The 11,995-nt window shown below is 65.1% G+C and carries 11 protein-coding genes; 5 read left to right on the top strand and 6 right to left on the bottom strand.

The window, feature by feature from the left end; translation table 11 throughout:
* Window positions 1–108 precede the first annotated feature (108 nt).
* The 3 genes from AB9K35_RS03575 to AB9K35_RS03565 all read right to left on the bottom strand — a co-directional run bounded on the left by AB9K35_RS03575 (window position 109) and on the right by AB9K35_RS03565 (window position 2,307).
* Window positions 109–399, bottom strand: coding sequence for an aminotransferase class I/II-fold pyridoxal phosphate-dependent enzyme (locus AB9K35_RS03575; protein WP_369924536.1), 291 nt, complete (start codon window positions 397–399; stop codon window positions 109–111).
* Window positions 400–524: 125 nt separating this feature from the next.
* Window positions 525–1,412 carry a LysR substrate-binding domain-containing protein gene (locus tag AB9K35_RS03570; RefSeq protein ID WP_369924535.1) on the bottom strand — a complete coding sequence of 296 codons (888 nt, stop codon included), beginning with the start codon at window positions 1,410–1,412 and terminating at the stop codon, window positions 525–527.
* Between the two features lies 1 nt (window position 1,413).
* Window positions 1,414–2,307 carry a LysR substrate-binding domain-containing protein gene (locus tag AB9K35_RS03565; protein ID WP_222455966.1) on the bottom strand — a complete coding sequence of 298 codons (894 nt, stop codon included), beginning with the start codon at window positions 2,305–2,307 and terminating at the stop codon, window positions 1,414–1,416.
* 154 nt (window positions 2,308–2,461) lie between these two features.
* On the opposite strand from AB9K35_RS03565, the gene AB9K35_RS03560 reads away from it, so the two are divergent.
* On the top strand, window positions 2,462–3,964 hold the full coding sequence (locus tag AB9K35_RS03560) for an aldehyde dehydrogenase family protein (protein ID WP_369924534.1): 1,503 nt from the start codon (window positions 2,462–2,464) through the stop codon (window positions 3,962–3,964).
* Window positions 3,954–5,225 carry an NAD(P)/FAD-dependent oxidoreductase gene (locus AB9K35_RS03555; protein WP_369924533.1) on the top strand — a complete coding sequence of 424 codons (1,272 nt, stop codon included), beginning with the start codon at window positions 3,954–3,956 and terminating at the stop codon, window positions 5,223–5,225. The genes AB9K35_RS03560 and AB9K35_RS03555 overlap by 11 nt, the downstream gene beginning before the upstream one ends.
* 37 nt (window positions 5,226–5,262) lie before the next feature.
* Here AB9K35_RS03555 and AB9K35_RS03550 read toward each other — a convergent pair whose 3' ends face one another.
* Window positions 5,263–6,432 (bottom strand): zinc ABC transporter substrate-binding protein, encoded by a 1,170-nt coding sequence (locus tag AB9K35_RS03550; RefSeq protein WP_369924532.1) that lies wholly within the window; start codon window positions 6,430–6,432, stop codon window positions 5,263–5,265.
* Between the two features lie 110 nt (window positions 6,433–6,542).
* On the opposite strand from AB9K35_RS03550, the gene AB9K35_RS03545 reads away from it, so the two are divergent.
* From AB9K35_RS03545 to AB9K35_RS03535, 3 genes are read left to right on the top strand one after another with little or no spacing between them, the layout of a single operon-like run.
* A complete protein-coding gene (locus tag AB9K35_RS03545; protein WP_222455962.1) occupies window positions 6,543–7,025 on the top strand; it encodes a transcriptional repressor in 483 nt (160 codons plus the stop codon).
* The gene (locus AB9K35_RS03540; protein WP_369924530.1) at window positions 7,022–7,780 is read left to right on the top strand and encodes an ATP-binding cassette domain-containing protein; all 759 of its coding nucleotides are present in this window, start codon (window positions 7,022–7,024) and stop codon (window positions 7,778–7,780) included. The genes AB9K35_RS03545 and AB9K35_RS03540 overlap by 4 nt, the downstream gene beginning before the upstream one ends.
* A complete protein-coding gene (locus AB9K35_RS03535; protein WP_222455960.1) occupies window positions 7,780–8,583 on the top strand; it encodes a metal ABC transporter permease in 804 nt (267 codons plus the stop codon). The genes AB9K35_RS03540 and AB9K35_RS03535 overlap by 1 nt, the downstream gene beginning before the upstream one ends.
* Before the next feature lie 63 nt (window positions 8,584–8,646).
* Here the strand turns inward: AB9K35_RS03535 and AB9K35_RS03530 are convergent, their stop codons facing one another.
* Together AB9K35_RS03530 and AB9K35_RS03525 are read right to left on the bottom strand one after the other, a co-directional pair.
* Complete coding sequence (locus AB9K35_RS03530; RefSeq protein ID WP_369924528.1) at window positions 8,647–10,941, bottom strand: response regulator; 2,295 nt, start codon at window positions 10,939–10,941, stop codon at window positions 8,647–8,649.
* 16 nt (window positions 10,942–10,957) lie between these two features.
* Complete coding sequence (locus AB9K35_RS03525; protein ID WP_222455958.1) at window positions 10,958–11,782, bottom strand: PhnD/SsuA/transferrin family substrate-binding protein; 825 nt, start codon at window positions 11,780–11,782, stop codon at window positions 10,958–10,960.
* Between the last annotated feature and the right edge of the window lie 213 nt (window positions 11,783–11,995).

Here is an 11,995-nt window from a genome sequence, read left to right as displayed (position 1 = left end):
GCGCGTACCCTGTGTTTGCTATGGAAGAGATCATTTCTTGACGGCAGAGCCCGTCTGGGCAAACCTGTCAGGGCGTCCGGGGCTCCGGATGCTCCATGACCTGCTGACCTAAGCAGCCGGAAATTCCCGACATAGGACGTTGTCCCGCCTGAACTTTTCCCGGACCGCCTGTTTCAGCGCGTCCGAGCCGCCAAGGGCGGTGTACTTCGTCTCGCCCGCCTGCATGGCCGCCGCCGCGGCGGTCTTGATGTGCTCCGGCGTGTCAAAATCCGGCTCCCCCGCGCCCAGGATGATCACCGGCGCGCCCTGCCGCTTCATCTCGGCCGCGCGGGCGCCGATGGTCAGGATTTCGGACACCCCGATGGGATCAAGACGGCGGGCGCGGCGGAACTGGGCCATGGCGAAAGGCTCCTTTGCTGGATTTGCGTTCCAGCCAGAGTGACGCAAAAGCCCTCGACCGGAAAACCTGCGCTTTGCGACGGCATTCATTCCAGCATGGCATCAGACGCCACGGGCGGCACTCGTCACTCCGGGCGGCTGCGCAGCTGCCTGCGCATCCAATGCTCCAGCTTCTGCCCGGCTTCCGTCAGCGGTCCCTGCGGGCGCACCAGAAAATACTTCTTGCGCGACACCAGCGCCGGGCCAGCGATGCGCAGCAGGCGTCCGGCGGCTATGTCGCGCGCCACCATGTCATAGGGCACGATCGCCGCGCCCAGCCCGGCGGCGGCGGCGGCTATCACCATGGAATGCTGGTCAAAATACCGCCCGTCCTGCCGCGGCGGCCCGTCCAGGCCCGCGCGTTCGAACCATTCCGCCCAGGCGCCCGCCCGGCTGTCCAGATGCAGCAGCGGCGCCTGCGCCACAGCGGCCGGCTGCTGCAGATCATGCGCTGCATGAAAGCCCGGCGCGCAGACCGGCACCATTTCCTCGCCGAACAGCGGCGTCATCTGGGTGCCGGGCCAGTTGTCCAGCCCGAAATGCACAGCCAGATCAAATTTTTCCCGTGCAAAATCAAACGGCTCCAGCCGGGTCGAGAAGCTCAGCTCCACCTCCGGGTGGCGGGCAAAGAAATCCGGCAGCCGCGGGATCAGCCAATGATTGGCAAAGCCCGGCAGCACCGCCAGCCGCAGCGCAGAGCGCCCCGCCCCCGCTGCCGCCGCCTTGTGCAGCGTGGCGCGCAGTCCGGCCAGATCCTGCTCCAGATCCGCCGCCAGGCTCTGCCCCGCCGCCGTCAGCACCACGCCGCGGCCCGCGCGCTGGAACAGGTCAAACCCGAGATCCGCCTCCAGCTCCTTCACCTTCTTGCTGACGGCGCTCTGGGTCAGTCCCAGCTCCTCGCCGGCGGCGGTAAAGCTTTGATGGCGCGCAGCACTTTCAAAGCAGCGCAGGTGGGTCAGGCTCGGCAGCCGCATCTCAGGCCTCCTGCTGCAGCTGCGCTGCCAGCCACTCGCGGAATTTTATCAACGGGTAATCCTCCGCATGTTCGGCCGGCCAGACCAGGAAATACTCGCCAAGGCTGACCGCCGGCCCTTGCATCGCCAGCATCAGCCGCCCCTGGGCGATCTCGTTCTCGGCCAGGAAATCCGGCAGCAGCGCCACCCCCAGCCCATGCACCGCCCCCTGCGTCATCGCCGAGGACTGGTCGAACAGCATCCCCTTCAGCTTGGGCGCAGCGACGTCATGCAGGGTGAACCACTGCTCCCAGCAGTCCGGATGGGTTTCCAGATGCAGCAGCGGAAATTCCAGCAGCGCCGCCGGGCTCTGTGCCGGCGCCGCCATCAGCCCCGGCGCGCAGACCGGCAGCACATGTTTCGGCATCAAGGGCATGTATTCGACCCCCGGCCAGTCCCGCACCCCGTAGTGGATCGCCGCCTGCGCGCTGCCCGCATCAAAGCTGAACGGCAGGTTGTGGGTGTGCAGGTTGACGGTGATGCCGGGGTGCTGCGCCGCAAAATCCCGCAGCCGCGGCGCCAGCCAGTGCAGCCCGAAGGATGGCAGGATCGACAGGGTAAAGCTGCCGCCATCCGGGTTGGCCCGCAGCTTGACCGAGGCCTGTGCCAGCCGGGTCAGGATCGCCCGCGCTTCCCGCGCAAAACCGGCCCCCGCCGGGGTCAGCTGCATCCGCATCTGGTCGCGCGCGATCAGGTCAACCCCCATCTGCTCCTCCAGCTGCTTCAGCTGACGGCTGACGGCGCTTTGCGTCAGCGACAGATCCTCCGCCGCGGCCGAGGCGCTGCCGAGCCGGTCCACCGCCTCCAGCGCCAGCAGCGAGGGGATCGAGGGCAGGAAACGGCGCGGCGCAATCATATGATACTAACTCATAGGGGCAGGAATTACTTTCATTAGCAATCCCGCGCGGGTGGTGCAATTTCTATATCATACCGATATCCGGCGCGCCAAGCCGGGGGAGTTTTCAGAATTTTTCCTCATGGCACGCCCTCGCACCACGAAGGATCACCACATGACCCATTCCGACATCCTTGCCGCGGCCGGCTTGACCGATGCCGAGCTGACCGGCGGCAGCCTCGCCGTCACCACGCCGGTGGACGGCAGCGAAATCGCCCGCCTGAAAATGCACAGCCCGGCCGAGGCCGAGGCGCAGATCGCCGCCGCCAAACAGGCCTTCCACGCATGGCGCACGGTGCCCGCCCCGCGCCGCGGCGAGCTGGTGCGCCTGCTGGGCGAAGAGCTGCGCCGCGAAAAGGAAAACCTGGGCCGCCTGGTGACGCTGGAATGCGGCAAGATCTACCAGGAGGGCCTGGGCGAAGTGCAGGAGATGATCGACATCTGCGACTTCGCCGTCGGCCTGTCACGCCAGCTCTATGGCCTTACCATCGCCTCGGAACGCCCCGGCCACGCGATGCGCGAAACATGGCACCCGATGGGCACCTGCGGCATCATCACCGCCTTCAACTTCCCCGTCGCGCCCTGGTGCTGGAACGCGGCACTTGCGCTGGTCTGCGGCGATCCGGTGATCTGGAAACCGTCGGAGAAAACCCCGCTGACCGCGCTGGCGGTGCAGAAAATCTGCGAGCGCGCCATGGCCGCCTTTGGCGACGACGCGCCCGAGGGCCTCATCCAGGTGCTGATCGGCGAGCGTGATCTGGGCGAGGCGCTGACCGCGTCGAAAGACGTCGCCATCATCTCCGCCACCGGTTCCGTGCCGATGGGCAAGGCGGTTGCGGCGGATATGTCCAAACGTCTGGGCCGCACCATTCTGGAGCTCGGCGGCAACAACGCGATGATCGTCGCCCCCTCGGCCGATCTGGAAATGGCCCTGCGCGCCATCGTGTTCTCTGCCGTCGGCACCGCCGGCCAGCGCTGCACCAGCTTGCGCCGCCTGATCGTGCACGAAGACATCTACGACGCGCTGATCCCGCGCCTGATCAAGGCCTACGAGGGTCTGCCCATCGGCGACCCGCTGGCCGACGGCACCCTGGTCGGCCCGCTGATCGACCGCGCCGCCCTCGACGCCATGACCTCCGCCCTGGAGCAGGCCAAGGCCGAAGGCGGCACCGTGCACGGCGGCGCGCAGACGCTGGCGGACAGCCACCCTGATGCCGCCTATGTGCATCCGGCGATTGTCGAAATGCCCGGCCAATCCGCCATCATGCACAGCGAAACCTTCGCCCCGATCCTTTACGTGGTGAAATATTCCGACCTCGACCAAGCCATTGAAATGCAGAACGAAGTACCGCAGGGCCTCAGCTCCTGCATCTTCTCGACCGACGTGCGCGAAACCGAATATTTCCTCTCGGCAGCGGGTTCCGACTGCGGTATTGCCAATGTGAACATCGGCCCCTCCGGCGCTGAAATCGGCGGCGCCTTCGGGGGCGAGAAGGAAACCGGCGGCGGCCGCGAAAGCGGGTCCGACGCCTGGAAAGGTTACATGCGCCGGCAGACCAACACAGTGAACTACTCACGCGAGCTGCCGCTTGCTCAGGGGATCAAATTTGACATCTGATCTGGCTTCCTGCCTCTGGCACCAGACCTGCCAGGAAACCCCCGCCTTCCCGGAACTCACCGGGGAGGCGACGGTCGATCTTGCCGTCATCGGCGGCGGCTATACCGGCTGCTCGGCGGCCCTGCGGGCGGCGGAACTCGGCGCCTCGGTGCAGCTGATCGAGGCGGCAGAGATCGGCAGCGGCGGCTCCGGCCGCAATGTCGGGCTGGTGAACGCAGGCCTCTGGCTGCCGCCCGAGGACATCAACGCCCATCTCGGCGCCGATGCCGGCAACCGCCTGTCGGCCCTGCTGGCCGGCGCCCCCGCCCTGGTGTTCTCGCGGATCGAACAGCACCGCATCAACTGCGAGCCCGTGCCCGGCGGCACCCTGCACTGCGCCCATGCGCCCTCCGGCATGAAGGATTTGCGCCGCCGCCACGCCCAGCTGCGCGCCATCGGCGCCCCGGTGGAGCTGCTGGACAGCGCCGAGGCGCAGGCCCGCGTCGGCAGCCAGGCCGTGCACGGTGCCCTGTTCGACCCGCGCGCCGGCACCATCCAGCCGATGGCCTATGCCCGTGGCCTCGCCCGCTCCGCGGCAGAGGCCGGGGCGCAGATCGCCTGCAACACCCCCGCCACCGGCCTGACGCGCACGGCGGAGGGCTGGCGCATCAGCACCCCGCGCGGGGAAATCCGCGCCCGCCAGCTGATCATGGCAACCAATGCCTATGCCCGCGCCATCCCCGGATATGACGCGCCACAGCTGATCCCGGTGCATTATTTCCAGGCCGCCACCGATCCGCTGCCCGACGAACTGCGCGCGCAGATCCTGCCGGGCGGCGAGGGCTGCTGGGACACGGCGCTGGTGATGTCCTCCTGGCGGCTGGACATGGCCGGACGGCTGATCATCGGCGGCATGGGCGCGCTGGACCATTTCGGCAGCGCCCTGCACCGCAGCTGGCTGGCCCGCAAGCTGGCCGACCTGTTCCCAAACCTCCGAGACATCCCCTTGCGCAGCTACTGGCATGGACGCATCGCCATGACCACGGAACATCTGCCCAAGATCCTTGATCTGGGAAGCGGTTACGCCTGCTTCGGCTATTCCGGCCGCGGCATTGGCCCCGGCACCCTGTTCGGCAACGCAATGGCCGAAGCTCTGCTCAACGGCGACCCGTCGGTGCTCCCGGTCTCCCCGATCCAAGACCACGCAATTCCCTGTGCCGGTCTACGCAGTCTCTATTATGAAACGGGTGCGACTCTGACCCATATGGTCAGCAACAGATAAAGAGCGGGCCACATGGGCCCGCCCTTGATGGTTCAAATCAGTCACACGCGGCGATCGCACGACCCAGCTGCTGCAACAGAGACGGGTAAAACTGCGGCCCCGGCTCAAGGTTGGCTCCGAGCGGATCCAGCACTGCCGTACCGGCACCGGTCCCCTCCAATACCGTGGCAACCAGCCCCGGATTGAACTGGGGCTCGGAAAATACGCAGCTCACGTTGCGCTCCGCCACGACCTCGCGAATTTCGGCAATCCGGGCCGGGCTCGGCTTGCCCGCGTCCCCCAGCGAAATGGCGCCCGCGGCGGCAAGGCCGAAGCCTTTCTCGAAATACTGATAGGCATCGTGGAAGACGATGAAGTGCTTCGAGCGGAACGGCTCCAGCTCCGCCGAGACACTGGCGACGGTTTCAGCAATCTCCTGCTTCGCCGCTTCGGCATTGGCCCGGTAGGCCGCGGCGTTGTCCGGGTCATGCTCCTCCAACTCGGCGGCGATCACATCCAGCCAGACCTGCGCATTGGCCGGCAAGAGCCATGCATGCGGATCGGCTCCACTGTGATCATGGCCATCGTGGTCGCGATGCGCATCGTGGTCTTTGCCAGATTGGCCATGCTCCTCGTGGTCATGGCCGTCGTGATCATGCTCTTCGTGATCATGCGCTTCGTGGTCATGCGCTTCGTGGTCGTCGTGACCATGGCCGTGCCCGGCATGATCGGCCTCGTCCTGCGCCCCATGGTCGTGGCTGTCATGGTCATGCCCGCCGTGATCATGGCCTTCATGGTCGTCATGGCCGTGATCGTCGTGCGCCTGCCCGTGATCGTCATGCCCATCTTCGCCACCATGGTCATGGGCCTCGAAACGCGCCCCTTCGCGGAAGGACAGGACAGTGGTGCCATCGACTTCCAGAAGCTCGACCCGGTGCGCATCGGCGGCCAGCTCTTCCAGCGGGCCGGCCAGCCACGGGGTCAACGACTCCCCCATCCAGAACACCAGGTCCGCCTGATCCAGCGCCCGCGCTTCGGAAGGGCGCAACGCGTAACCATGCGGCGAAGCCCCCGGAGGCACCACCAGGGCAGGTTCACCCACCCCCTGCATCACGCGCGCCACCAACCCGTGAACCGGTGCGATATCTGTCGCCACCTGCGGCGCCTCAGCCCAGGAGCCCCCGGCGCCTGCCAGCAAAGCCACCGCTGCCACGCCCATCTTTTTCATACCTGCAATCCGCATATCGGCCCTATGTAATCTTATAACATCACGCGCTTGATAAACGTCATAACATAACATATCAAGAGGCAAATCTTTTGCCCAAAGGATCATCATCCATGGAGTCCATCGGCTTTGCCCCGCACAATCACAGCAATTGCATCCAGGACTGCATTGCTGCCGTCGACAGCCACTGTCGTCTGAACGGGCTGCAGTTCACCCCGGTGCGGCGGCGGGTGTTGGAAATCCTGCTGCAGGAACACCGCGCGATGGGGGCCTATGAAATACTGGACCGTCTGCGTGAAGAGGGGCTGGGATCGCAGCCACCCGTCGCCTATCGGGCGCTGGATTTCCTGGTAAAGAACGGCTTTGCGCACAAGATCGAGCGGTTGAATGCATTCATCGCCTGCGCCCATCCGGGGGAAAATCATGCGGCCTCCTTTCTGATCTGCCGTGCCTGTGACGCGGTGGCGGAAACCCGGCGCGAACCTTCCCAGGGCCAGTTGGGACAGGCGGCGCGGGAGGCGGGTTTCGTGATCGAACGCGCCGTGGTCGAGGCCGAGGGCCTTTGCCCCAAATGCCAGCAGGAACCCCCGGCATGAGCCTGATTTCCCTGCAAGACCTCAGCGTGCGCCACGGCGGCAACACGGTGTTGTCAAAGGTCAGCCTGAACATCGACCCGGGCGAAATCGTCACCGTGGTCGGCCCCAACGGCTCCGGCAAGTCCACGCTTCTGCGCAGCATCATCGGCGCACAGCGCGCCACGGCCGGCGCGGTGCGCCGCGCGCCGGGGCTGCGCATCGGCTATGTGCCGCAAAAGCTGCATATCGACCCGACGCTGCCGCTGACGGTGCGCCGGTTTCTCAGCCTGCCGCAGCGCGTCAGCGACCACCGCGCGGCGGAGGCGCTGGAGCAGGCGGGTGCCGGCAACCTGGCGGCCCGCCAGATGGCGGACCTGTCCGGCGGCCAGTTCCAGCGGGTGCTGCTGGCGCGGGCGCTGCTGTGCGACCCGCAGCTCCTGATCCTCGACGAGGCCACCCAGGGCCTCGACCAACCCGGCTCCGCCGCCTTCTACCAGCGCATCGAAAAGGTCCGCCAGGACCTCGGCTGCGCGGTGCTGATGGTCAGCCACGAGCTGCATGTTGTGATGGCGGCCTCCGACCGGGTGATCTGCCTCAACGGTCATGTCTGCTGCGAGGGCGCGCCGGAGCATGTCGCCTCGGCCCCGGAATACCGTGCCCTGTTCGGCACCGGCACCCAGGGCGCGCTCGCGCTCTACCGGCACGAACACAACCACAGCCATGATCACGATGGCCACGACTGCGCGCATGATCACCACCACGAGGCAGCGGAATGATGGGTTTGCTTGACGATTTTCTGATCCGCGCCGCGCTTGCCGGCATCGGGGTGGCACTGGCGGCGGCGCCGCTTGGCTGTTTCGTTGTTTGGCGCAGGATGGCCTATTTCGGTGATGCCACGGCCCATGCGTCTATTTTGGGCGTGGCGCTGGCGCTCAGCTTCGACATCTCGATCTTTGCCGGCGTCCTGGCGATGGCCCTGGCGATGGCGACAACCGTGTCCGCCCTCGCCGGACGCGGCTATGCGATGGATACGCTTCTGGGCGTGCTGGCCCATTCGTCGCTTGCCTTCGGCCTCGTCGCGGTCTCGTTTCTGTCCGGGGTGAGGATCGACCTGATGGCATATCTGTTCGGGGACATCCTCGCCGTCGGGCGTGGAGACCTGGCCGTGATCTGGGGCGGCGCGTTGGTTGTGCTCGCCCTGCTGTGGTGGCGCTGGTCGGCGCTGCTGACCGCGACATTGAACCCCGATCTGGCCCATGCGGCAGGTATCGATCCACGCCGGGAGCAGATGGTGCTGACACTGGCGCTGGCGGTGGTGGTCGCGGTTGCCATCAAGGTTGTCGGCGTTCTTCTGATCGCAGCAATGCTGCTGATCCCGGCCGCCGCGGCACGCCCTTTTGCGCGAACACCGGAAAGCATGGCCGTGGTTGCCGCGCTCTTGGGAATGCTGGCCGCGACGGGCGGGCTGCAACTGGCATTCGTGTTTGACACGCCCGCCGGCCCCAGCATCGTGTGCCTGGCGGCGGTCAGTTTCGCAGTTTGCAGCCTCGGCAGCGCACTTTACCGCGGTCGCCCCTGAGCGCCCCCCGGCGCGGCAGATGACACAGGACCCGCAGCGACCGTGCTGCGGGTCTTTTCTGCATCATGTGCCAGTGCTTTTCAGGGCATCAGGATCTCCGACGCGGGTCCATTTCTGAATGGTGTCCGCCAGAGCCTTCTTGTTTATCGGCTTGCTGAGGAAATCATCCATTCCCGCGCGCAGGCATTTTTCCTGGTGGCTCTGCAGCGCATTGGCGGTGAGGGCGACGATGGGACAGCTCTCGCTGCCGGTTTCCGCCTCGAGTCGGCGCATTTCGGCCGTGGCCTCCAGGCCGTCCATTTCCGGCATCATCATGTCCATCAACACGATGTCAGGCCGGTGCTCCCGGAACATCTGCACCGCCTCAACACCATTTTTGGCAATCCGAATGTCCAGCGGAGCATCCTTCAGCATCTTGGTCACAACCAGCTGATTGGTGCGATTGTCCTCTGCCAGCAGTACGCTGACCGGCTTGGCAATCTCCCGAGGCTGCACCTCCTCGACATCCCTGGGCGCGGTCGGCTCAACCGCCCTGTCCAGGGCGCGCGTTATGACTTGCCGCAACTGCGCGGCGCGCACCGGTTTCAGAATGAACTCACAGGCGCCGATCGCATCGCAATCACTCCGGTTCAGCGCATGTTCGACCGAAGACAGGATGATCACCGGCACCTTGCGGAACTCCGGCATGGCGCGGATTCGCTCCGCAAGCTGCCGCCCGTCCATCTTCGGCATCTGGTAGTCCAGCAGGATGAAGTCAAACTGCTGCCCGGTGAGCTGCGAATCCGCCAGGATCTCCAGCGCCTCATGGGCCGAAGCCGCGGCCTCCGATTTCACGCCCCAGCTGCTCAACCGCTCGGACAATATCATCCGGTTCAGTTCCAGATCGTCAACCAGCAGCCCGCGCAGCCCAGCGAAGCTGACGCTGGCGGAGGGCGGCCGCGCTTCAACGGTACCGCCTTCTTTCAGCGGCAGTTCCAGCAGGAATTCCGACCCCTGCCCCGGTTCCGAGGTCACCTCGATGGTGCCGCCCATCAACTCCAGCAACCGTGCAGAGATCGCCAGCCCCAGGCCGGTGCCTTCAAAATTACGCGTCGCCGCGGTGTCGACCTGCTCGAAGGCGCGGAAGATCCGGCCGAGACGCTCCTCGGCGATGCCGATACCCGTGTCAGAGATCCGCAGCTGCAGCACATGCCCGCCACCCGGTTGCGGGCGGCCGGTCACGTCGATATAGACATACCCCTCGTTGGTGAATTTCACCGCGTTTCCGGCAATATTCGTGATGACCTGCCGGATCCGCCCGGCATCGCCCTCGAAAACCTCGGGCAACGCGGGGTCATAGCGCATGGCGATTTCGATCCCCTTGTCCGCCGCCCCGGGCGACAACAACGTCACCACGTCTTCAATCGCGGTCTGCAAGTTGAACGCAACCGGGGTGAGCTCGACCTTGCCGGCCTCGATCTTCGAGAAGTTCAGGATGTCGTTGATGATCGTCAACAACGCCGACCCCGATTTCGCGATGGTTTCGGCGTACATCTTCTGGTCTTCGTCCAACCGGGTTTCCTGCAACAGCTCGGCCATCCCGATCACCCCGTTCATCGGGGTCCGGATTTCATGGCTCATGTTGGCAAGGAATTCCGACTTGGCCCTGTTGGCGATGTCCGCCGCCTGGCGCGCCTGCTCCATCGCGTACTCACGCTCATCGCGCTCGGCAAAGGTTTCCTCCAGGACCCCGACCGAGAAGTCGAGCGCCCGAAACTCGCGGGAGGCATACCACGGAAGCGGCCGGATCGGGCTCCGCAGACCGGCGATGGCCCCCGACATCCGCTTGTGGATCCGGTGCAGCGGCCGCAAGGCCAGGACATTCACCAGCAGCAGCACCAGAAGGGACAGGGCCAGCACGGGCACCACGGTCCAGATGATGATCTGGCGCACCCGCGCATTGACCAGCGCCTTGCCATCGCGGGTCGACCACTTGACCACCATCGTGCCGAAGGACGCGCCCTCAAGCTCGATCGGGCGCTCGTACATGACATAGGTATCAGAGGCGGCCTGCTCCGGCGCCGAAGAGGCGGCCAGAACCCGGCCGGAGGGATTGCGGATCTCGATGGCCAGAAGCTGCGGCATACGCGTGACGGCTTCGGTCAGCCCGGTTTCCAGAACCGGGACATCCTCGACGATGATGGCTTCCAGCATCATCCCGCTGAGCAGCGACACCGTCAGGTCGGCATTTTCCTTCAGGTGTTCTTCCAGGCGATGCACTTCCTGGCGCTTGGCCAGTTCCCCAACGGCCAGACCGACCACTGTGGCGACCACCAACAGGGACAATACGATCTGGAAAAGGATGCTCGTGTGTTTCATCGCCGCTGTCGCCGCCTCAGAATGCCAGGCTGCGCTCCATGGCCCGGCGAATGATGTCATAGTCTTCGTCGGCTCCGGTCAGGAAGCCGTTCTTCGAGATCTTGCGCACACGTTCCTCGTTTTCCGAGGACAGCATGACCTGCCGCATCGCCTCCAGCACCTCCGGTGCCATGTCAGCGGACGCCAGCCAGGGTTTGGTCACATTTTCAAAGGAAGCAAGCACCCGAATCGGCACGCCCTTGTCGGCCAGCTTCTTATAGGTGCTTTCCTTCAGCGCCCCTGCGGCATACTTTCCCGCGCCCACGGCTTCGCCCACCAGGTCATGACGGCCGAGGTAGGCGAACTCCGCCAGGTCTTCACTGCTGATCCCGGCCTCCAGCAGATACTCCTGGGCGAGATAGCGTCCGATCGTCGACAGCTCGTCCCCGAATGCAAAACTCTGCCCGGCGAGTTCCTCGACCGACTGAACCGGGCTGTCGGCGTGAACCACGATCACCCCGTTGAACCGCTTCCCGCCATTCTTCGATTCCATGGCGACGATGCGGATGTCCGGATTTTCCTTCATCACATGCACATAGGACGCCGGGCCGAAGCGGGCGAAATCCACCTCGCCGGCGGCCAGCTGGCGGATGCCCTCTCCATATTCCTTGGCAATCTTGAGACGGATGGTCACAGGCTCACCCAGCCGTTCGGACATCCGCTCGGACAGGAAGGAGAGGAACGGCTGATACTGGCGCACTGTCGCAGTCGGCTTGTCCGCCGCATAGGTACCGAACACCAGTTCGGTGTCGGCTTGCGCCGACGCAGCATGCAGCAGGCCAGCCGTCACGGCCAGGGCCAAGCGAAACCGCCCGAGCGAGCGGGGAAAAGGAAGACTTGATAACAGGAACTGGCTCACGGCAATCGCCTCCTAACTGACCACGGTCGGCACCACTTTCGACCATTCGCTTCTCTTTCATCTCACATTGCGAGAAAGACAACGTTAACGCGCCAAATTTTATCGGAAAAATTTGTGCTTCTTTTATCGACGAGATAACATCTTAACGGTTCGGTA

This window comes from Leisingera sp. XS_AS12, assembly GCF_041224635.1.
Taxonomy (GTDB): domain Bacteria; phylum Pseudomonadota; class Alphaproteobacteria; order Rhodobacterales; family Rhodobacteraceae; genus Leisingera.
Note: the sequence above shows the minus strand (reverse complement) of the source record. Positions and strands in the feature narration are given on the sequence as shown.